Here is a 19,914-nt window from a genome sequence, read left to right as displayed (position 1 = left end):
GCCGGCTGGGCGCGGATCAGCCCGATCGTCGCCCTCGTCGGCACCACCGTCACGGCCGGCGGCGGTGGTGGCGAGCACGGCCGGTGCCGACCGTCCCACCGCGTGAAAGGGGTCGGGTGTCCTGGCGATACAGAGTCGCCTTGATGTCCGCACAATGGATGACGAGAGAGCGTCGCTGCGTCCGGGCGTCCCGTGGCCGGGCTCAGGCATTGCGGCCCTCGGGCGGAAGGGGATAGTCGGTGCCATCAGATCGGCCGGGGGGCGAGAAGGCTCCGGGTCCGTTCTGGTCCGAGCCGGGGCCGATGCTGGAACGCGTGCCCGTTGCGGTCTTCGGTATCGACGAGGACGACCGGATCTGCTACTGGGGGCCCGGCGCGCAGGACCTCTTCGGGCACGACCCCGCGGCGGTGCTGTCCAACCCCGTCGGCGTCCTCCTTGCAGAACCGCCACGGGGCGCCGCCGACGCATCGATCCGGCTGGCGGAGCGGGGCCGCACCCTGGGGTACTGGCGCGGTCGGCTACGGGCACGGCATCGGGACGGCGCGGCCTTCGACTGCGGCTTCCGGGTCTTTCCCATGACCGGGCCCGACGGGGCGTCCGTGGTCATGGCCCTGGCCAGCCGAAGTGACGCGCTCGACCGGGTGAAGACCAATCTGGCGTTCCTCGATTCGCTTTTCGAGACCTGCCCCATCGGCTTGGTCATGCTCGACGAGGGCTTGCGCTACGTCCACCTCAACCAGGCGCTCGCCGACATGGACGGACTCCCCATCGAGGAGCACCTCGGACGGCGCATGGAAGACATCATGATCACGTCCGATGGAGGTGAGTACCAGCGGACACTGCGAGCAGTCGCCGAGCAGGGGCAGCCCGTGGTGGGCGCTCTGGTGGGTGTGCGCACACCAGGTCACCCGGACCGTGATCAGGTGCGGTCGGTGAGCTTCTTCCCTCTCAGCCAGGCGGTCGGCAGCCGGCCCGGACTGGGCGGGCTGATGGTCGACGTGACCGACCGGGAGGAGGCGATCATGGAGGTGAGCGCGGGACGTCAGCGGCTGGCTCTGCTGAACCGGGCCGCGGCCTCGATCGGCACCACCCTGGACGTGTACGTCACCGCCCAGGAACTGGTTGACGCCGCGGTTCCCGACTTCTCCGACGCCTCCGTCGTGGAACTCGTGGAGTGGATGGACGAGTCCCTCGAGTTCGATCCGGATCTGCCGCTGTTCACCCGGCGGATCGCCTCCGGCACGATCCTGCCCCCACCCGCCACTGAACTGGTGAGCGGACTGGAAAGCGTGACCTACCCGCCCGGTTCCGCGATCCATCAGATGCTGCGCACGGGCCGCGTCGTCCCTGTACTGGTGAACGACGAGTTCGTGACCCGGACAATCATCGACCAGGCCCGCGCCCAGCTGCTGAGAGACAGCGGCCTGAACTGCATCCTCATCGCCCCGCTCGTCGCCCGCGGCACGGTCCAGGGCCTCGCCATGTTCGGACGCTCCGCAGCCAGGCCCGTCTTCACCGACGAGGACCACGGCCTGGCCGGTGAGCTCGCCTCCCGCGCCGCGCTCTGCCTGGACAACGCCCGTCTCTACAGCCGAGTCCAGGACATCGCGCTCACCCTCCAGCGCGAGCTGCTCCCCAGCGCCCTGGCGACCAGCCCCTACGTGCAGGTTGCCCACCGCTATGTACCCGGCAGCCGCATCACCGAGGTGGGCGGCGACTGGTACGACGTGATCAACCTGTCCGGCGACCGGGTCGCCCTGGTCGTCGGTGACGTGATGGGACACGGGGTGCCGGCCGCCGCGGCCATGGGACGACTGCGCATCACGGCCAAGACGATTGCCCGGCACAGCCAGGAACCCGACGATCTGCTCGCCGAGCTCGATGCCTGTGCCCAGGAGGCGGGAATCGAGATGGCGACCTGCCTCTACATCCTCTACGACCCCGCCACCGGGCGCGCCCGCATCGCCAGCGCCGGCCACCCCCCGCCCCTGGTGCGCCACCCGGACGGCACGGTCGAGACGATCAGCGACGTCCTCGGCATCCCCCTCGGGGTTGGCGGTCACGCCTTCAGAACGATCGAGATCGACCTCCCTGAGGACGCCGTACTCGCCCTCTACACCGACGGCCTCATCGAGGCACGCGGCCGGGACATCGAAGCGGGCCTGGACGCAGTGCGAAATGAACTGCGCCGGGAGTCCGACCAGCTGGAAGCGACGGCGGACCGCATTCTCTCGAGCCTGCTGCCCGATCCACCGAACGACGACACAGTGCTGGTCCTCGCCCGTGTCCGCCGTTCCCCTCCGCGCAGCCCGTAGTTCGCCGGCGGGCGACGTGCGACTCCTGTCGAGCCGGGCGGAGCGGCACAGGTTTCCGTATTGCCGACCGTCCCAACTGACGCCCTGCCAGGCTCCACAGGCGTGATCCATAAGAGCGGCCCTGGTCCGGTCCTGTCCGGTCCGGGGAAGCAGGGATTCCGGACAGCTTGGTGATCATTTGAGGCGTGGGGCTCTTGGCTGGGGCGCGCGGTGCCCCTAGCGTCCCCTTGACCGCACTCATCAGGCACTTCTCAGGGGGAAGCATGTCCACCGCCCCGGCGCGCCCGGCGCCGCCCGCCCGTTCCGGATCCGCCGCCGCACTCGGCTGGATCCTGACCATCGGCCTCAACGTCGTTGCGCCGATCCTCACGTACAACGCGCTCGTCGACCATGGTTGGAGCGAATTCTCGGCACTGCTGGTCAGCGGCGCATGGCCTGTCCTCGACAGCGCCGTCCACGTGGCCTGGCGCCGCAAGCTCGACGAGTTCGCCGTCGTCACCCTGGTCTTCCTGGTGATCACGGCCGTGGTCTCGCTGGTCGGCACGCACTCCGCCCGCGCCCTGCTGATCAAGGACTCCGCCGTGACCGGGCTGTTCGGGCTGCTCTGCCTGGCCACCCTGCTCGCCGCGCGGCCGCTGATGTTCTACTTCGGCCGCAAGTTCGCCACCGATGGCACTCCGGAGAGCACTGCCTGGTGGAACGGCCTGTGGCAGTACGACGGCTTCCGCCGGACCATGAACGTGATGACCACGGTCTGGGGCGTGGCGTACCTCGCCGAGGCAGGGGCGCGGATCGCACTGGCGTACATCCTGCCCACCAGCACCATGGTGGTGGTCAGCCCCGTCATGATCTACGGGGTGCTCGGCCTGCTGGGCGTGTGGACCGCCATGTACGCCAAGCGCTCACAGGCCGCGGGCGAGCGCCGGGCGGCCGAGGCCGCCGCTGCCGAGGCGGCCGCCGCCCACGCCGCGACTCCCTGAGCCGAAAACCCGGTAGCCCGGCGGGCAGCCCGCGAACCGGGCCACCGGTCTCCTGCCCGTCGGGACCTCGTCGTTGAACCTGAAGCCGGCCCCTGATCAGAGGGCAGCGGCCGCCTGACCAGTGAACGTGCGCGGGCAGGGCCTGTTCCGGATCGAGCCGCTGCCGACGAGCCCAGCATCGCCGTGGCCCGGCGGCTCGGGATGACGAGAGACGGCGTGCTGAGGGAGAGCTACCTGTACCGGGGGAAGCGGCTGCGGGGTGTGTCGTTCCCGCCCTCGGAGCCCCCGTGCTCGGAGGCTCAGGGGACCCGGACGACATGGCGCGCTGGTGTACGGATCCGCCGACCATGGAGGCCCATCTCCCGAGCGGCGGTCTGCCGTCGGCCCACGGGCCTCGCGAGGTCGGCGGAGGTGCCCGAGTCGCGCGAAAGGGCCCCCCTTGGGCAGCCGATCATTGATCTTGTGCTCGGTCAGGGGCAAGGTGCATGAGAGGCGCGTGCGCCCGGCGCACCCGGCTCCCTCACGCACTCCGGCGTACCTGTTCCCGTCGGTGAAACGGGGTGCCCGTTCACCCGTCGAGCCGTTAGTTCGGTTATGGATACATCTGGTTCGGGCGGACGGGCCATCGTCCGCGCGGTCGCATCATTCCTGCTCCTCGCCGCCACAGCCGTGACCGGTCCCACCGCCATTGCCACCGACGGCAGCCAACCGGCGCCATCGGCGGACCCCGCGGCGATCCGCGAGTGGAACGCCATCGCCACCGACACCATCTCCACCAACCTCGGCGTCGCCCGCCCCTCCGGGCAGGCAGTCATCTGGCACGGGTTCGTCTCGGCCGCCGTCTACAACGCCGTGGTCGGTATCGAGGGGCGCTACGCCCCGTACAAGTGGCATACGCACGGGCCCTCCACCGCATCCCCCGAGGCAGCGGCCGTGACCGCCGCGCACCACGTACTGCTCACCTACTTCCCCGCGTCCCGGGACCCGCTCGATGCCGCGTACGCCGATTCGCTCGCCAAGATCCCCGAGGGCAGGGCGAAACGGCAGGGCGTGGCCTTCGGGGAACGCGCCGCCGACCATCTCATCGAACTGCGCGAAGGGGACGGCCGGTTCGAGCCGGTGGAGTTCACCGCTTCGCCCGCGCCCGGCGTCTGGCGGCCCACCCCGCCCGCCCACATGCCCTTCATCGACACCTGGCTCGGCAGGCTGCGCCCGCTGCTGCTCAATTCCCCGGATCAGTTCCGTCCGGGCGAGCCGCCCGCTCTTTCCTCGGCCCGTTACGCCGAGGACGTGAACGAGGTGAAGCTCATGGGGGCGAAGAGCGGCTCGTCCCGCACTGCCCTTCAGACCGAAACCGCCCTGTTCTTCGGGGGCGGTCTGGTGGTGCAGCTCCAAGAGGCGTTCCGGGACTACACCGCCCGGCACCATCTGGGCATCGTCGAGACAGCGCGGCTGTTCGTCGCAGGGAACGCGTCGGCGACCGATGCCGTCGTCACCGCTTGGGACGCCAAACTCCACTACGGATTCTGGCGGCCGATCACGGCTGTTCATCTGGCCGACACGGACGGCAACCCCGCGACCGAAGCGGACCCGCAGTGGCAGCCGTTGCTCGTCACACCACCGCACCCCGACTACATCAGCGGTCACGCCGCCGTCGCCGGCGCCGTGACCCAGACCCTGGCCGGGATCCTCGGGACCACACGCCTCGACCTCAACGTCCCCTCCGAGATCACCGGCACCACACGGCACTACGAATACGCCGACCAGTTCAACGAGGACATGATCAACGCCCGCGTCTGGGCCGGAATCCACTCCCGCACGGCCGACACCGCCGGCTGCCGGGCCGGCAACCGGATCGGCGTCTGGACACTCACCCACTACTTCCAACCGCTGGGCTCACCACGCCTGCAGGCCACGCCGCCGTTCCAGCCGACGTGCCCGGACGACAGCGCGGTGCGGCGCGGCCAGCGACCGTACATCGGTCCGCGCGACCCGGCGCTGTGGGCGGACGAGCTGGACCTCGTGGCGCGGCTGTGCCGCTGAGCGCGCCGCCGGGGCGTGGTTCCGGCCTCTTGTGCGTTCACCGCCTCAGGAGTTGAGCGAAGCGGTCCAGCGCCTGATCGACGCGGCGGCGATCGCCGGCCGGCCGAGCGGTCGAGCAGAAGGCCCCGGACAACGGCGACGACCAGCGTGGGAATGGCGGTGTCGGGGCACTGCGCCGGCCGGCGCCGATCGGTGCGGGATCCGGGTGGGATCCCCGACGGTTGGCGGGTGATCGCGGGGGTGGTGCGGGCGATGGACCCGCAGCCGCCGCGTGCGTGCGACCTACGGCACCACTGGAAGGCCGGCACCGTGACGCCCGCAGGCGCGCGATTGAGCGTTCGGGGCCGGTCCGCAGGCGAACGTCTCATGGCACATCGGCCGTATCAGCGGGCGGACCGTATCGACCGCGGCCCGCTCGCCGGCCAGCATCGCCACGAGCCGCCCGGTCTCCGCCGGCACGCGCGAGCCGGAGACAGGCGCTTCGACATAGCTGCCGCCGACCGCGCGGACATCGGCTTCGAGTCGTTGTGAGTAGTCGGGCGACGTCGTCCCCATAGGGACGATCGTGTGCCCCGCGACGTTCACGGCGAAGCATGACGCAGTCGTCGCCCATCAGGGCGACCGGAGCCGCCTCGCCGGCCTTGCCAGCCTCGCCGCCGCGCCGGAGAGCGGTCCGGCGGAAGCCGTGCTCGGCGTGCTCGTCGCGGACGCCTGGCAGCGGCGGGGGCTGGGTACGGCCCTGGTCGACGCCCTACTCGCCCGCGCCGGAGAACGCGGCGTCGAGCGCGTGTCGGCCTGCGTGCTGCCGGGCAGGTCCGGGCTGCTCACCGCACTGGCCCGCCGCGTGAAGATGGAGAGCTCGACACGTGATCAGGACGGCCTGACCGGCGTATATAGGCTGACCTGATCCGTGGGGTGAGAGATGGTGCGCGCGCCGGTCGGTTGGAGGTCAGTGATGGCGGGTTCGGAGCGGGGGCCGCGTGAGCGGATGGTCTTCAGTGCGGCCCAGCTCATTCGGCGCGACGGCGTCACGGCGACAGGGATGAGGGACGTCGTCGCCCACGCGGAAGCGCCACGCGGCTCCCTCCAGCACTACTTTCCGGGCGGCAAGCAGCAGCTCGTCGACGAAGCCGTCGACTGGGCCGGGAAGTACGCCGCCAAGCGCGTCGGCCGGTTCCTCGCCGAGATGCCCCACCCGTCGCCCAGCGGGCTGTTCGACGCCATGGTGCACCAGTGGATCGAGGAGTACCGGACAGCCGGGTTCGCTTCGGGCTGCCCTGTCGCCGCGGCGACGGTGGACTGTACGGCCTCCACCGAATCCACCAGGACCGCTGCCGCCGCCGCGTTCGCGTGCTGGACCCGGCCGGTGACCCAGGCCCTCGGGGAGATGGGCGTACCGGCCGAGCGTGCCGATGGACTCGCGACGCTCAGGATCAGTGCGCTGGAGGGAGCGATCCTGATCGCGTGCGCGGAACGGGATGTACACGCTTTGACGACCGTGGCGCGAGAGCTCGGCCCCCTCCTGGATGCCTGTGTGGCTCAAGGGAAAGGGAAAGCAGGACGGTGAGCGTATTGACGGCGCCCCCCTCAGGATGAACTGACCAGCCTGCACTTCCCTCCACGAACTTCCGCTGAGCAGCACGGTTAACGGCCGCGGCCTGCGGTGGTTGAATTCGGGGATGGACTCCAGTGGAGAACCGCCGCCGCGGCAGGTCAGCCTCACCAAGGGCGGCCAGGCCCGGATATCCCTCGACAAGGAAGACCGTGGCCTGACGGTCACGGCGTCGCTGCAATGGGACGGCGGCAGCGCCGAGCGCCGAGCGCGGGGCGCAGATCTCGACCTGTACGCGCTGTTCGTGCCGGTCGACGCGGCCGTACGCAGCGCGGACCATGCGCCCGGCCATGTCTTTCCGCAGATTCAGCGTGGACTGTTCCGCAACAAGAACAGGGACGAGGCCAAGGCCCTGCAAGCGGAGCTCGCGACCCGTACCGATGCGGGCCGGGCCGTCTACTACAAGAACCTCGGCTCCCTGAAGGAGCCGCCGTACATGCAGTTGAGCGGCGACGCGAAAACCCCGGGCGAGGAGACGATCAGCATCGTCCGCCCGGACCAGCAGGGGTACGCCCTGATCTGCGCGTACAGCGCAGTGAGCAACGGCGCAGGCAGCTTCCGCAGTTACGGTGCGCGGGTCGTCGTCACGGACGGGCTCGGCTCGATGGTGACGGTGCCGCTCTACGAGGACACCAACACGTCGTACTGGGTGGCCATCGCCTTCGTCGACTTCACGGATCCGCAGGGGGTGGCCATCCGCCATGTCGAGCGCTACAGCAAGCGGTTCACGGAGAGGCGGCCGGTGCTGCACACCGACGGCACGGTGCTGATGGACGCCGGGCCGGTGGAGTTCAAGCGCAGTTGATCAGCCGCGTTCTCGCGATTGCAGGCTCCGCGATTCGGTCGAGTGCCCGGATCGCGAGTTCCCGTAGACCGGCCGGAAGCGGGGGAAGCCGGCACGCCCCGGGCAGGTCGATGCGGGGCAGGAGCCAGTTCCAGGGGTCTCGGGGGAGCGTTGTCAGTCCTCGAAGGCACACTGGTGCCCATGAGCGCCTCCGCATCCACCGCAGCCGGTTCAGCCGACCCCTCCCGCACCTGGGTGGAGTCGATGGGCGGCCCGCTGATCGCCGTCCCCGTTTCCGCGTTGGACTCATGGGGCGGCTGTACAGAGTCGGGGATGGTCCTCGGCGAGGGGGACACCGCGGACGACTACGACCGCGCCTGCGAAGTGGACGCTCTGGCCGCCGTAATAGCCGTCGGGGCCCGCGGCGCGCGGGCCCTGGTGCTCGGGGACGAGCCCGCCAGCAGCTGCTACCTCATTGAGCACCAGGCCTTCCTCCGGTGGCTGGCTGCCGACTCCGAGAGCGGCCTGATTGCCGAGGCCGAGGCCGTCGTCGCCGATCCCGCCACCGAGTGGCAGGACTGCGGCATCTGGGAGACGGACGGCCCGGCCGTGCTCATGGACTCCGTCATCGCCGGTGACGAGCTGGGTGTCGAGTACCCCGGCGGCGGACTGCCGGACCAGGCCCCTGTGCCGCTGCCGCCCGGCCGCTGGGCCGTCCGCGCAGTCCACTCCTGGGCAGACGACCGCGCCTGGGTGGGTCTGGTCCAGCTCCGCCCAGCCGTCGGCGGATAGGTCTCAAGGACCGCCGGCAGCACGCGGGGGGACAGACGTCGCCGAGTCCGGCGAAGTGTTCCTCACGAGGTCCCGCCGACCGATCAGCGGGGGAGCCGAAACCCCCCTGATGGCGTCTACGCCAACGTCCCCTTGCCCTGCAGGTAGCTACTGAGTACCACCCCGGTGCCGCCCTTGAACATCATCTGCACGAATCCGACAGATGGCATCGCGGTTCGGTGGATCAGTAGCGGTGGCCGGGCCACTGCGGGTCGTCCCAGCGGTCGATGCCGGTGAGGCCAAGCAGCCGTATCCGGTGCAGCAGTTCTTCGGACACGCCGTGGGCGCGGAGCCGGGCAGGGGCATGGCGGACCAGCCAGACTGTCAGCTCGGCGCACATCGCTTCCTCGTTGTCCCAGGTGCGCCACGGGAGTTGACCTCCGAGCAGGTCGTACTCCCACTGGTCCACCGCCTCGGCCAGGTGCTGGTCGGCCGGGGTGCCGGTCAGCGTTTCCCAGGTGGTGAGCCACGGGCCGAGCGTGGCAGAGGCCTCGGCGGTCAGCACGAAGACCTTGTGGGCGGGTACGGCGGGACGGGGATCGGTGAGCGTGTCGGCCCACCAGGCGTGGAGGAATTCCCAGACCGCCGCGGCTTGCTCGGCAGGCCACTGCTGCCAGCGGCCACGAGCGAACGACCGTCCGGCGTCCTGCATGCCGAGAACACTCTCGACGCGGCCGCTGACGAGGGCCGTGGCGAACTGGGGCAGGATCCGGCGCAGCACGGATGCGTGGTCGCTCCAGTCGGGGGCCTGCCAGGTGCGCCGCAGAAGGTCGGGATCCAGCTCCGTGTCCGGCGACTTGAGCTGCGCGAGCTCTTCCGCGCTTCCCCAGTGGCACTCGCAGTTGTGTTCGTCGGGGTGGGCGGTCATCCCGCGGAAGGCGGCGGCCAGGCCGTCGAGCGCGGCGTCGAGGCGACGTCGTGCGGTGGGTCGGTCGAGGTTGATCATGGCGTTCGCCTTCAAGGACTCCGGAGCCTGCGCCGGCCGAAGGTCGCGACCTTACCGGAGCCGGATGGCCATCGGTACGGCGGCACCGCCCGCAGTCGCTTGCGATCGCCCGGGGATGTCACAGGATCTGCGACAGTGCCGGCGCAGGTGCTCTGATACGGGCTCCTGAGACGGGACCGGGACCGTAGGGGTTGCTGTTCCGGTCCGCGAGCTACGGGTGCCGGTTTGTCTCATCGCGTTGCTCGTAGCGGTGCACCTGGTCGATCAGGCGGTGCAGCAGGCTTCGGGCGGCAGTGATCTCGGCCAGGGGGAGTTCCGCGGTCAGTGTCCGGTGAACCCGGGTCGCGCGGGTGGTGATCCTTTCCAGCGTCTGCTGTCCGGCGGGGGTGAGGGTCAGCAGCGGTGATGCACGATGGTCCGGGTTGGGCCGGAAGACGGCCAGCTCCTCCCGTACGAGGTCGTTGGCGACGCGCTGGACTCCCTGGCGGGCGATCCCGAGGCGACGGGCGGCTTTCGCCACAGTGAGCCCCTTCTCGCCGGCCACGCTCAGCAGCTGCCAGCGCGCCTGTGTCTGCCCTTCGGTCGCAGCGATGGCCTCGCCCGTCTTGCGGAGCAGACCCGCCGCTTCGAAGACGTCGGCGACCAGCAGGGCCATCTCGTCAGCCATGCCACACTCCCAAACACATTGACAACATGATGACGGTTTGGAAACCTGTTGCCATCCTACCGTGGCGCACTCCCGCACGGGCAAGCCCCCACTACGTCCGGAGAAACCGATGAGCAGCGCGATCACCACCCTGCAGGCCGCCCTTGAGCGGGCGGCCGCCGTCAGGCCGAAGGTCGGCGGGTTTCCCTACCTCGCCGAAGCACTCCGCCAGGCAGGCGTCAGCCGCTGCCGCATGGCGGTGCCCTCGAACGCCTTCGTCTACCTCACCGACGCCGGTCCCGTCGCCGTCCAGGGCGAGCCGCTCTGCAGCGGCATGGTCGACATTGCGCCGTTCGACCGCGAGGCCCTGATCGCGGCCCTGCGGACCGACCAGGCCGGTGAGTCCACCTTCCCCGAGTTCGTCCAGGGCTGCTGGAAGGCCGGGGTGCTCTGGTACGACGTCGACCTGAGCGCACGCACCTGCACCTACTACGGGGCCGACGGCGATCACTACACCGAGTCCTACACCGCCGTCGAGATCTGAGTGACGCCCACGACCCGCAGCGCCGCCCCCGGGCGCGTTCGCCGGCCGTGCGCGAACGGTTGGAGGCCATCGGCCGGTCCTCCCTCAGGACACGTCAAGGGGTCATGTCGTAGCCGGCTCGGCACAGCGGCTTGCGCGCACTGTCGTCTCATCAGGTTCGATGCCCAGCATGGCCGTCATCTCCTGTGCGGTGGTGCGCTCGCTGGACAGTGCGAAGCAGACGTACTGATCAAGAGGCATCTGCGGAGAGTGCCCGTGCCGGCCGAGGCGTTCCGGGTCCGCGATCACAGCTGTCCGGCAGGAATGCAAAGTGTCAGAAGTGTGCGCTTGGATGTGCGCATGACCGTTCATGACGTTGCTCGGCGGCTGCCCGCGACAGCAGTCCTCCGAGACCACTGCCGCTCCATGGCCATGCTGGAGGCGGTGCTGAGTCCCGAGTGGGCCGACCGCTGCTATTCCTTCGACGCCCACTGGTCCGCGACGGAGGCGATGGCCTCGATGCGCAACGGGTCGGGCGACGAGCACTCGATCGTCTTCTCGGCCGCCGGTGCGTACGTCCGTGGGTTCGCGCATGAATCACCCATGAGCCCCTACGCAGAGGACGGACCATGGCCCGGCGTGCTCGACGAGGTTCCCGAAGTCTTTCGGCCGTATGTTGAAGAACCCGCATTCTCGGACGAGCACGGGATGCCTGTCATCACCGCATGCATGTGGCGGGAGACGGGAGATGATGTCTGGAAGACGGGGACGATCGACTTCCCCGAGGGCACGGCGGGAGACCCGGACGGTGCAGGGCACCTGTTCCAGCTGCTGGCGGATCGCTCTGCGGAGGCATTTCAGGAGTGGGCCGAGGACTATTACGAGGTCCCGGTCGATGTCGAGGCCGTCCGCCACGTCTTTGCCTCGCGTCCGTTGGCCGACGCAGTGGTCGCTGCGTTGAACCCTGAGGTCACCGTTGCCGGTCTTGCGGAGGACATCGCAGAGACCGGCTATTCGCAGTACTGAAGACCTTCGGCAAGGGCCGATGGTTTCGGTGTGGGCGGCGCGTCATTCGTCGAGGGCGACGGTGGCGCCGTGCCCTGACCAGCTCGGCCGCGTCCGGCGAGTTCTTCGCGTAGGGCCGCGTTGTCGAGGTGCAGTGCGGCGATGAGGGTGGCCGCCGCGTCGACGCGGCCTTGGAGCTGGGTCCGCTCTCTTACCAGCTCATTCAACTGGCCGCTCAGATGGTGGAGTTCAGCGTTCCGACAGTCCCGGCGGGCCTCACCGGATCGCGGGCGCCGGTGGCGGCAGTAGCCCGTCGGAGGTTCGGGTTCGCCGCGACGCAGGCCCCGGGGTGCTGACCTCGCCGCGTCCCGCCGGGCGACGCAGGGCCATTGACGAGATGTGGGCCCTCGCCCAGCAGGCCACCCTCAGCCGCCGCCGTGAAACCTACGTCGGGCCATGGCTGCCTGAACCGCTCGTCAGCCCCCTCACCGACGCCCCCGTCCCCGACGATGCCGCTGATGCGGCAGTGCGCGCCGAATCGGTGCACGTGACACGCTTTCCGCCTCGGGCCTTCCGGCGCCGGCCGGGAGGCCCGGGCAGGTGCCATGCGGGTTCCGCAACGCCGACCCCGCCCCGTACCCGCTCAGCGCCCGCCGAGGACCACGCTGAACCGCTGCCTTCCACTTCCACCCGGTCGTCGCGCGCTCGCCGAAGCGATGGACACCCACCTCGCGCTGATGCGGGAGAGGGGCGGGGACTGCGACAGGGTCGAAGTCTTCGCAAGGAGGACCCCTGACACTGGCGCTGACCGGCCGCGCATCCCCGTACACCCCGTGCGCCCTGTACGCCTCACCCCAAGCGCCCCAAGGGCTCCAGGCGCCCCAGAGGCTCCAGGGAATCCTGGGATCCGGGGGGATCCCCCCTCGTGAAACCAATCACATTTTGATCTCTTTTTGCCTGTTTTGCCGGATCGTTTTGGGCGAATCCACGTACATCGGGCTGTTCTGGCGTCCCCAAGCGCCTGTCCGGCCGGCCGGCGCTACAGGGAGATACATGGGACGCGCACCCCGCACAACGGGCACCTGGCGGATTGCTCTGCCTGCCACAGGGAACGCTCTGCCCGCCGCAGGCGGGGCTGTCCTGCTGGCCCTCGGCGGCATCTACACCGCAGGGCTGGCGACCAGCGACATCCCCGAGGGCACTCAGGTGCGAGGGGTCGACGTCGGCCGCATGAGCCGAGCGGAGGCCCAGCGGGTCCTGGACGAAAAGCTCGCGCCGGCCTTCGCGGCGCCGGTCGCGATGAAGATCGGGGACCGCGTCGAGAAGGCCGATCCCGCCGCGCTCGGACTGTCCCTGGACACCGCAGCGACCGCCGACCGCGCCGCTCGCGCGGGCTCCGACCCCCTCACCGTGGCCGGCAGGCTCCTCACCTCCGGCGGTCGGGACATCGAGCCGGTGATCCGCGTGGACGAGCGCAAGAGCCGGGCCGCGGTCGAGCGCATGGCGGCGGCCACCGAGCGCCAGGCCGGCGACGGGGCGATCTCGTTCGAGGGCGGCCGGGCAAGGGCGATCGCCCCGGTCACCGGTATCTCCCTGATCACCGACCAGGCCCTTCACACCCTCCGCGACGCCTACCTCCGCACGACGGACGCCGGCCGCGGTCCCGGCCCCGTCGTGATGCCGGTGAAGCAGACGAAGCCGCGGATCGGCCCGCAGGAGACGGAGCGAGCCATGAATCAGTTCGCCCGGCCCGCACTCTCCGGCCCGCTCACCCTCACCCTCGCCGGCGAGCGCATCTCCATCGGCCCCTCCACGCTCGGCAAGCACCTGGCGATGAAGCCCGACAGTCAGGGCCGCCTCGTGCTGGCCCTCGACTCCAAGGGCCTGCTCGCCGACCCCGCTGTGGCCGGGCCGCTGCAGGAAGCCGCCCAGGGCCCCTCGGACGCCGCGCTTCGCCTTGACAGCAACGACCGCGTGGTGGTCGCGAAGGAGGCCCGCGTGGGGCGGAAGGTCACCGACACCGCGCTCGGCGAGGCCGTCCTGCCCCTGCTGACCCGCACCGGCGCGGCCCGCACCGGCGAGATCGCCGCCCCGGCCCTCCAGCCCAAGTTCACGAGCGCCACGGCGCAGCGGCTCGGCATCAAGGAGAAGGTCTCCTCCTTCACCGTGAACTTCCCGGCCGCTCCCTACCGCATCACCAACATCGCCCGCGCCGTGGAACTCATCAACGGCTCCGTCGTCCTGCCCGGACAGGAATGGAGCTTCAACAAGACCGTCGGCGAGCGCACGAAGGAGAACGGCTTCGTCGACGGCATCATGATCAACAACGGTCAGTACGAGAAGTCTCCCGGCGGTGGCGTGTCCGCCGTCGCCACCACGATGTTCAACGCCATGTTCTTCGCGGGCGTCAAACCCCTCGAGTACGGCGCCCACTCCTTCTACATCGAACGCTATCCAGAAGGCCGTGAGGCCACCGTCGCGTGGGGCACCCTCGATCTGCGCTTCACCAACGACCTGGACCACGCCCTCTACATCAAGGCCGAATCCACTGACACCTCGGTGACCATCACCTTCCTCGGCACCAAGAAGTACGACGAGATACGCGCGACCCAGGGACCGCGTACCAACATCACACCGCCGGGCACACGCACCGGCAGCGGTCCCACGTGCGAGGTCCAGACCCCCCTCGAAGGCTTCGACGTCGCCGTCGACCGCGTCTTCGTCCAGGACGGCCGGGAAGTCAAGCGGGAGAACTTCCAGACGCACTACACGCCCCGTGACAAGGTCACCTGCACTCCGGAGAAGACAACCCCCGCTCCGGCAGCTGAACCGGCTCCGGCAGCGGACCGGCCGGAAAGCCCGCCCGCGCCGGCACCGAGCGACAGCCCCAGCGCCGGCTGATCCGAAATGCCTTGTCTCCGCAGACAGACGCGCCACCCGCCCCGAGCCACGGCTCGGGGCGGGTGGTTGTCTTGTGGCCCTGCCATCGAGTGCGCGAAGCGGTATCGACTCAGGTGCAGTCAGGTGACGGGTGGAGCAGCCGCTGCCCGGGGCTTAGCGTCAGAAGACAGGAGTCCTCCACATCCGCTCGCAGAGAGGGGTGATCATGGACATCAAAGGTTCGGTAGCTCTTGTGACGGGAGCCAACCGTGGCATCGGGCTGGCCTTCACCCAGGCACTGCTCGCTCACGGCGCCGCCAAGGTTTACGCCGGTGTCCGGGAGCCGGAGAGCGTCAGGGACCCCGGGCTCGTTCCGCTGCGACTGGACGTCACCGACGAGGAACAGGTCGCCGCAGCCGCACGTGCCGCCGGCGATGTCAGCATCGTCATCAACAACGCCGGGGTCGCCGGTGGCCCGTCCCTCCTGGAGGGGTCGTTCGACGGTGCCAGGCGCGAGATGGAGGTCAACTACTTCGGCACCTGGGCCGTCTCGCGTGCGTTCGCGCCCGTACTGGCCGCCAACGGCGGGGGAGCGCTGGTCAGCATGCTGTCCGTCGCGTCGTGGGTGGCCAACAGGCGGCTTCCGAGCTACGCGGCCTCCAAGTCCGCTCAGTGGTCGCTGACGAACGCCTTCCGACTGGCGCTGCGGGAGCAGGGCACGCTGGTGGTCGGCGTGCATGCCGGATATGTCGACACCGACTTGGCGGCGGACATCGACTCCCCGAAGATCCTTGCCGGCGACGTGGCCGAGAAGACGATGGCGGCGCTGCTCAATGACGACCCCGAAGTGCTGGCCGACGAGGTCACCCGCCACGTACGCGCCGCGCTCTCGGGGGAACTGGAGGCGCTGTACGCCGATCGGTGACCGGCTCGGGTCCGCTGTCAGTGAACCCGACTCGACGCTCGGTGTTCGCGGTGCTTGGGTGCCGGGATGGAGATCTTGGTTCTGGGCGGAACAGCATGGGTGGGCCGGGAGTTGTCGCGGCAGGCTGTTGAGCGCGGCCATCGGGTGACGTGCCTCGCTCGCGGCGAAAGCGGAGACGTCGCGGACGGAGCGAGGCTGGTGGCCGCCGACCGGCGCGATCCTTCGGCGTACCGACCGCTGCTCGACCGCGAATGGGATGCGGTCGTCGAGGTGTCGTGGCAGCCAGGTTTCGTTCGTGAGGCGCTCCGCGCACTGGGCGGCAGGGCCAGGCACTGGACCTATGTCTCCTCCATCAGCGCCTACGCCTCCCATGCGACCCCGGACGCGGACGAGTTCGCGGCCCTCCATGCTCCGACCGACCGGAGCGAGGTCGACCGCGCGTTGTACGGCGAGGCGAAGGTCGCCTGCGAGCAGGCGTCGACGGCCGTCGTGGGCGATCGCCTCCTCATCGCACGCGCTGGTCTCATCGGCGGCCCGGGTGATCACAGCGGGCGCTCCGGCTACTGGGTGGCCCGTGCCGCACGCGATCCGCAAGGGCCGATGCTGGTTCCCGATGCATTGGCCATGCCCACCCAGGCAGTTGACGCGCGGGACCTCACCTCCTGGCTGCTCGACGCCGCGGAGACGGGCAGCATCGGCACATACGACGCTGTCGGTCCGGTCGTTCCGTTCGGAGAGTGGATCGAGCTGTCCCGCGCCATCGGCGGGCACACCGGGCCGGTGGTGACCGCCGACTCGGCGTGGCTGCTCGCGAACGGCGTGGGGGAGTACATGGGCACCCAGTCGCTGCCGATGTGGCTGGTCGATCCAGGCTGGAAAGGCTGGTCGGACCGGAACGGGTCCGCGGCGCGCGCCGCGGGGCTCCGGCATCGGCCCAGGACGGAGCTGCTGGCCGACACACTGCTCTGGGAACGCGAGCAGGGGCTGGAACGGGCCAGGCGAGCCGGCCTCAGCGCCCAGCGCGAACGCGAGTTGCTCGACGCTCTCGTCTGAGTCCGACGGCTTTGGCCATGAGCATCACGGATGTGAGCGAGCCTTCTGGTTCGCTACCTGACGGAGCACGCTCAAGGCCGGCCTGATGCAGTGTCCCGTGTCCGGAATCATGTGCCGCAGCTCCTCAGGCATGTCGGGCGGCTAGGCCGTGTCCCGGGCCGGTGCGCAGGCCACTCCGGTGCTCCCGTCAGTCTCGGTGCGGGCCCAAGTTCCCCAGGACCTCGTCGAGTTGGGCCGCGGTGAGCGGGGGCTCGGGCAGGCGGCCGGCGGTGGGGGAGGCGCGCAGGCCGTCGAGGAGCAGGGCGAGAGGGCGGCGCCAGGCGTCCGGGGCCGTGGCGGTGAGGGCCGGGACGGCGCGGCCGAGCGCCGCCAGCGCGAAGAGGAGATCCTCGGTGCTGAGATCGTCGCGAATGGTGCCCTGTTCGCGGCCGCGACGCAGAAGCAGATCCACGGTCTCGCGGTTGTGGGCGTGGACGGCGTCCAGGGAGCCGACGCCGTCCAGGCGCGTGGTCATCAAGTCGTTCGCACCGCGGTCGGCGGCCAGGCCCGCGAAGACCGTTTCGACGTAGGCCAGCAGGCCTGACCAGCCGTCCTCAGCGGCCCGGGCCCGCTCCCCGGCGGCCATGGTCTCCGCCAGGGCATCCCGGAAGACCTCGTCGACGAGCGCGGCGCGGCTGGGGAAATGCCGGTACAGGGTGGCGTTTCCCACGCCCGCCCGGCGGGCGATCACGTCGAGTGGCGCGTCCAGCCCCTGCTCGGCGAACACCTCGCGGGCCGCCTCCACCAGCAGCTCACGGTTGCGCCGCGCATCGCGCCGCCGTACCGGATCCGGCCCTTGTGCGCCGACCGTCATGACTTCACCCCTCGACAGTACTGGGGACTACTCCCCGGTACCGATGCTATCGTCGGTTTCTCAAATGGGGAGCAGTCCCCATTTAACTGGGAGGAACGGGGCCATGGCGGACACGGCACTGGTGCTGGGCGGGGGCGGGGCGGTCGGCGGTGCCTGGGCGGCCGGTGCGCTCGCCGGGCTCTGCGAGGCGGGGATCGACGTGGCGCGCGCCGACGTCGTCATCGGCACCTCCGCGGGCGCCGTCCTGGGCTCCCGGCTCGCCTCGGGAATCAGCGCGGCCGAACTCTACGAGCGCCAGCTCAGCGGAGCCGACGCGATAGACATCGCAGTCACTCTGGGGCAGACGGCCCGCTTCCTGTGGGCGGCACTCGGCTCCCGGAACCCGCAGCGTTCCGTCGAGCGCCTCGGCCGGGCCGCGCTGGCGGCTCGTACCGGCCCCGAGTCGGACGTCTTCGCCGCCGTCGGCACCCTGCTGGGCGACGTACGGGACTGGCCCGAGCGCGAGTTGCGGATCACGGCGGTCGACGCGCGGACCGGGAGTCTCGAGGTGTTCGACGCAGGCTCGGGCCCGACCCTTCTCGAAGCGGTCGCGGCAAGCTGTGCGGTGCCCGTGGTCTGGCCGCCCGTGACCGTCGCGGGCCGCCGCTGGATGGACGGCGGCAGCCGCTCGACCACCAACATCCGCCTCGCCCGCGGCCACCGTCGCATCGTGGCGCTCTCGCCGATACCCGACGCCGTCGGTCCGCACCCGAGCGCTCAACAGGAGGCCGCCGCCCTGGCTGCGGACGGTGCCCGCATCACCGTCCTCGCCCCGGATCGCACCGCCCGCCGCGTGATGGGCCGCAACATGGTGGACGACTCCCGCCGCTCGGCTGCCGCCCGCGCCGGACACGCCCAGGCCGCCGCACTCGCAGAGACCGTGGCCGAGGTGTGGCACGGCTGATGCGACCACGGTGCGGCGCCCGCCGAGAAGAGGAGCCCCGGCGGCGACCATGGTCATCAGCCCTGATCGTGGCCCGAGGAAAGGTTCCGAGCGCGGGCCAGGCGTCGCGGGCCAGGCGGGACTCTCGCAACACGCCCCGGCGCCCTGGGAGCGCGGGCGTTCAGGAGCGTTTTGCGGTGAACGGTCCGACGGTGCCGAAGGCCAGGGCGGCGAAGCGTTCGCCGATGCGGCGGTGTGCGGCGGCGTCCGGGTGGAGCTGGTCGGGCAGTGGCAGCTCGGCGAAGTCCGCCTCGCCATAGAGGTCGCGGCCGTCGAGGTGGTGCAGGTTCGGGTCGTCGGCTGCCCGCTGCTTCACGATGCGGGCCAGTTCTTCCCGGATGACGTTGAGCGTCAGCTTCCCGCTGCGCCGTTCCGCGGGGTCGCCCGCGGCCCGGAACTGTAGCTTCCCTGCGCTGAGGTTGCTGAAGTCCGGGGCGCTGGGGCCGGGGGTGTCCTCGTGGATGGGGCACAGGATGGGCGAGACGACCAGCAGCGGCGTGGTGGGATGCCCCTCGCGGATGGTGTCGAGGAAGCCGTGCACGGCCGGAGTGAAGGCGCGCAGACGCATCACGTCGGTGTTGACCAGGTTGATGCCGATCTTGACGCTGATCAGGTCCGCAGGCGTGTCCCGCAGGGCACGGGCGGTGAACGCGTCGAGCAGGGCGCTGCCGCCCAGACCGAGGTTGATCAGCTCCACGCCGCCGAGAGAGGCGGCCAGCGCCGGCCAAGTCGTGGTGGGGCTTGCGGCGTCGGAGCCGTGGCTGATCGAACTGCCGTGATGCAGCCACACACTGTGACCGTTTTCCGGCACGGTCTCGACGGCGGCGTCGGTGCGGAGGGCGACCAGCTGGGTGATCTCGTTGTGGGGCAGCCAGATCTCGAGGTCCTTCACACGGTCGGGCAGACCGGTGAACCGGACCGTGCCGACCGGGCCGGGCCGGGTTTCCGCAGACCCGGTGGACATGTCAACCAGCAGTACGTTGCCGCCGGTCACGCTTGCCTGCCCGGCCAGGCGGCCATCGACAAGCAGGTCGTACACACCGTCCGGACGGGGCGGCGCGCCCTGGTAGGCCATCTTGGTGCGGAGCGTGTCCAGCTCGACGGCGGTGGCCCGGCTACGGAACACCAGCCGTACACCGGAGGGCTGGGCCTCCGCCATGGCCAACTGCCCATCGGCGCACTGTGTGCGGGCCTGGACGGGCAGCCGGTGCGGCAGCACACCGTGCTCGGTGCGCTCCAGGTCGAGCGCGCCGCGCAGCAGGTCGGCGGCGACGGGTGTGGTGACCCAGTCCGTCGCCCGGGGCGTGGTGGAGGAGCCGGGGACGGGGTCTGGGTGAGCGCTCATGATCTCAGCCTGTCAACCGGGTTCCTGCGTCCGCAAATGACTTTCCGGCCCACCCCGTGGGCGGTGCCGTCACTATGCCGTGACTGTCCGTGACGGTGTGGCGTGTGACACGCCTGTGACAGTCGGCGGACACCGTCATGAAGTCCTCCCGGCAGCCTTTTGAAAGAGGGCAAAACGCAGTATTCGGGCAT

At 70.2% G+C, this 19,914-nt stretch carries 17 protein-coding genes and 2 pseudogenes; 14 read left to right on the top strand and 5 right to left on the bottom strand.

Annotation, left to right across the window (positions count from 1 at the left end):
* The first annotated feature begins 314 nt into the window (after window positions 1-314).
* The 4 genes and pseudogenes from ACZ6ZQ_RS34745 (at window position 315) to ACZ6ZQ_RS34730 (ending at window position 5,338) form a co-directional block, all read left to right on the top strand.
* Entirely contained in the window at window positions 315-2,315 is a 2,001-nt protein-coding gene (locus tag ACZ6ZQ_RS34745) for a SpoIIE family protein phosphatase (RefSeq protein WP_469772509.1), read from the top strand.
* Between the two features lie 263 nt (window positions 2,316-2,578).
* The gene (locus ACZ6ZQ_RS34740) at window positions 2,579-3,295 is read left to right on the top strand and encodes a VC0807 family protein (protein ID WP_469772508.1); all 717 of its coding nucleotides are present in this window, start codon (window positions 2,579-2,581) and stop codon (window positions 3,293-3,295) included.
* A 156-nt stretch (window positions 3,296-3,451) separates the two neighbouring features.
* A pseudogene (locus ACZ6ZQ_RS34735) lies at window positions 3,452-3,547 on the top strand (GNAT family N-acetyltransferase); the annotation flags it as partial.
* A gap of 342 nt (window positions 3,548-3,889) precedes the next feature.
* Entirely contained in the window at window positions 3,890-5,338 is a 1,449-nt protein-coding gene (locus tag ACZ6ZQ_RS34730) for a vanadium-dependent haloperoxidase (RefSeq protein ID WP_469772507.1), read from the top strand.
* Window positions 5,339-5,671: 333 nt separating this feature from the next.
* Here ACZ6ZQ_RS34730 and ACZ6ZQ_RS34725 read toward each other — a convergent pair.
* Window positions 5,672-5,929: pseudogene (locus ACZ6ZQ_RS34725) on the bottom strand (NAD(P)-binding domain-containing protein); the annotation flags it as partial.
* On the opposite strand from ACZ6ZQ_RS34725, the gene ACZ6ZQ_RS34720 reads away from it, so the two are divergent.
* From ACZ6ZQ_RS34720 to ACZ6ZQ_RS34705, 4 genes are all read left to right on the top strand, one after another.
* Complete coding sequence (locus ACZ6ZQ_RS34720; protein ID WP_469772506.1) at window positions 5,904-6,245, top strand: GNAT family N-acetyltransferase; 342 nt, start codon at window positions 5,904-5,906, stop codon at window positions 6,243-6,245. The pseudogene ACZ6ZQ_RS34725 and the gene ACZ6ZQ_RS34720 sit on opposite strands and share 26 nt — an antisense overlap.
* Window positions 6,246-6,293: 48 nt before the next feature.
* On the top strand, window positions 6,294-6,905 hold the full coding sequence (locus tag ACZ6ZQ_RS34715) for a TetR/AcrR family transcriptional regulator (protein ID WP_469772505.1): 612 nt from the start codon (window positions 6,294-6,296) through the stop codon (window positions 6,903-6,905).
* Window positions 6,906-7,017: 112 nt separating this feature from the next.
* On the top strand, window positions 7,018-7,755 hold the full coding sequence (locus ACZ6ZQ_RS34710; protein WP_469772504.1) for a hypothetical protein: 738 nt from the start codon (window positions 7,018-7,020) through the stop codon (window positions 7,753-7,755).
* Between the two features lie 180 nt (window positions 7,756-7,935).
* Window positions 7,936-8,526 carry an Imm21 family immunity protein gene (locus ACZ6ZQ_RS34705; protein WP_469772503.1) on the top strand — a complete coding sequence of 197 codons (591 nt, stop codon included), beginning with the start codon at window positions 7,936-7,938 and terminating at the stop codon, window positions 8,524-8,526.
* 223 nt (window positions 8,527-8,749) lie between these two features.
* On the opposite strand, the gene ACZ6ZQ_RS34700 is transcribed toward ACZ6ZQ_RS34705, so the two are convergent.
* Both ACZ6ZQ_RS34700 and ACZ6ZQ_RS34695 read right to left on the bottom strand, forming a co-directional pair.
* A complete protein-coding gene (locus ACZ6ZQ_RS34700; protein ID WP_469772502.1) occupies window positions 8,750-9,511 on the bottom strand; it encodes a hypothetical protein in 762 nt (253 codons plus the stop codon).
* A 211-nt stretch (window positions 9,512-9,722) separates the two neighbouring features.
* Window positions 9,723-10,178, bottom strand: a complete 456-nt coding sequence (locus tag ACZ6ZQ_RS34695) for a MarR family winged helix-turn-helix transcriptional regulator (protein WP_469772501.1) — start codon at window positions 10,176-10,178, stop codon at window positions 9,723-9,725.
* A gap of 109 nt (window positions 10,179-10,287) precedes the next feature.
* Here ACZ6ZQ_RS34695 and ACZ6ZQ_RS34690 point away from each other — a divergent pair, with 109 nt between their 5' ends.
* The 5 genes from ACZ6ZQ_RS34690 (at window position 10,288) to ACZ6ZQ_RS34670 (ending at window position 16,543) form a co-directional block, all read left to right on the top strand.
* On the top strand, window positions 10,288-10,701 hold the full coding sequence (locus ACZ6ZQ_RS34690) for a DUF1398 domain-containing protein (RefSeq protein ID WP_469772500.1): 414 nt from the start codon (window positions 10,288-10,290) through the stop codon (window positions 10,699-10,701).
* 339 nt (window positions 10,702-11,040) lie between these two features.
* A complete protein-coding gene (locus tag ACZ6ZQ_RS34685) occupies window positions 11,041-11,706 on the top strand; it encodes a hypothetical protein (protein WP_469772499.1) in 666 nt (221 codons plus the stop codon).
* Window positions 11,707-12,738: 1,032 nt separating this feature from the next.
* A complete protein-coding gene (locus ACZ6ZQ_RS34680; protein WP_469772498.1) occupies window positions 12,739-14,586 on the top strand; it encodes a VanW family protein in 1,848 nt (615 codons plus the stop codon).
* Window positions 14,587-14,791: 205 nt separating this feature from the next.
* Window positions 14,792-15,490, top strand: a complete 699-nt coding sequence (locus ACZ6ZQ_RS34675) for an SDR family oxidoreductase (RefSeq protein ID WP_469772497.1) — start codon at window positions 14,792-14,794, stop codon at window positions 15,488-15,490.
* Window positions 15,491-15,556: 66 nt separating this feature from the next.
* Window positions 15,557-16,543, top strand: a complete 987-nt coding sequence (locus ACZ6ZQ_RS34670) for an NAD-dependent epimerase/dehydratase family protein (RefSeq protein WP_469772496.1) — start codon at window positions 15,557-15,559, stop codon at window positions 16,541-16,543.
* 187 nt (window positions 16,544-16,730) lie between these two features.
* On the opposite strand, the gene ACZ6ZQ_RS34665 is transcribed toward ACZ6ZQ_RS34670, so the two are convergent.
* Window positions 16,731-17,396: a TetR/AcrR family transcriptional regulator gene (locus ACZ6ZQ_RS34665; protein WP_469772495.1), complete on the bottom strand. Its 666-nt coding sequence runs from the start codon at window positions 17,394-17,396 to the stop codon at window positions 16,731-16,733.
* Window positions 17,397-17,499: 103 nt separating this feature from the next.
* On the opposite strand from ACZ6ZQ_RS34665, the gene ACZ6ZQ_RS34660 reads away from it, so the two are divergent.
* Entirely contained in the window at window positions 17,500-18,339 is an 840-nt protein-coding gene (locus ACZ6ZQ_RS34660; RefSeq protein WP_469772494.1) for a patatin-like phospholipase family protein, read from the top strand.
* A gap of 160 nt (window positions 18,340-18,499) precedes the next feature.
* Here the strand turns inward: ACZ6ZQ_RS34660 and ACZ6ZQ_RS34655 are convergent, their stop codons facing one another.
* Window positions 18,500-19,723, bottom strand: coding sequence for a GDSL-type esterase/lipase family protein (locus ACZ6ZQ_RS34655; RefSeq protein ID WP_469772493.1), 1,224 nt, complete (start codon window positions 19,721-19,723; stop codon window positions 18,500-18,502).
* Window positions 19,724-19,914 lie beyond the last annotated feature (191 nt).

This window comes from Streptomyces sp. NPDC053673, assembly GCF_055585225.1.
Note: the sequence above shows the minus strand (reverse complement) of the source record. Positions and strands in the feature narration are given on the sequence as shown.

Coding starts and splice junctions, on each gene's coding strand:
- ACZ6ZQ_RS34700 (WP_469772502.1), bottom strand. CDS start 9,511: ATGATCAACCTCGACCGACCCACCGCACGACGTCGCCTCGACGCCGCG.
- ACZ6ZQ_RS34710 (WP_469772504.1), top strand. CDS start 7,018: ATGGACTCCAGTGGAGAACCGCCGCCGCGGCAGGTCAGCCTCACCAAG.
- ACZ6ZQ_RS34740 (WP_469772508.1), top strand. CDS start 2,579: ATGTCCACCGCCCCGGCGCGCCCGGCGCCGCCCGCCCGTTCCGGATCC.
- ACZ6ZQ_RS34695 (WP_469772501.1), bottom strand. CDS start 10,178: ATGGCTGACGAGATGGCCCTGCTGGTCGCCGACGTCTTCGAAGCGGCG.
- ACZ6ZQ_RS34665 (WP_469772495.1), bottom strand. CDS start 17,396: ATGACGGTCGGCGCACAAGGGCCGGATCCGGTACGGCGGCGCGATGCG.
- ACZ6ZQ_RS34715 (WP_469772505.1), top strand. CDS start 6,294: ATGGCGGGTTCGGAGCGGGGGCCGCGTGAGCGGATGGTCTTCAGTGCG.
- ACZ6ZQ_RS34690 (WP_469772500.1), top strand. CDS start 10,288: ATGAGCAGCGCGATCACCACCCTGCAGGCCGCCCTTGAGCGGGCGGCC.
- ACZ6ZQ_RS34675 (WP_469772497.1), top strand. CDS start 14,792: ATGGACATCAAAGGTTCGGTAGCTCTTGTGACGGGAGCCAACCGTGGC.
- ACZ6ZQ_RS34680 (WP_469772498.1), top strand. CDS start 12,739: ATGGGACGCGCACCCCGCACAACGGGCACCTGGCGGATTGCTCTGCCT.
- ACZ6ZQ_RS34685 (WP_469772499.1), top strand. CDS start 11,041: ATGACCGTTCATGACGTTGCTCGGCGGCTGCCCGCGACAGCAGTCCTC.
- ACZ6ZQ_RS34670 (WP_469772496.1), top strand. CDS start 15,557: ATGGAGATCTTGGTTCTGGGCGGAACAGCATGGGTGGGCCGGGAGTTG.
- ACZ6ZQ_RS34660 (WP_469772494.1), top strand. CDS start 17,500: ATGGCGGACACGGCACTGGTGCTGGGCGGGGGCGGGGCGGTCGGCGGT.
- ACZ6ZQ_RS34655 (WP_469772493.1), bottom strand. CDS start 19,723: ATGAGCGCTCACCCAGACCCCGTCCCCGGCTCCTCCACCACGCCCCGG.
- ACZ6ZQ_RS34730 (WP_469772507.1), top strand. CDS start 3,890: ATGGATACATCTGGTTCGGGCGGACGGGCCATCGTCCGCGCGGTCGCA.
- ACZ6ZQ_RS34705 (WP_469772503.1), top strand. CDS start 7,936: ATGAGCGCCTCCGCATCCACCGCAGCCGGTTCAGCCGACCCCTCCCGC.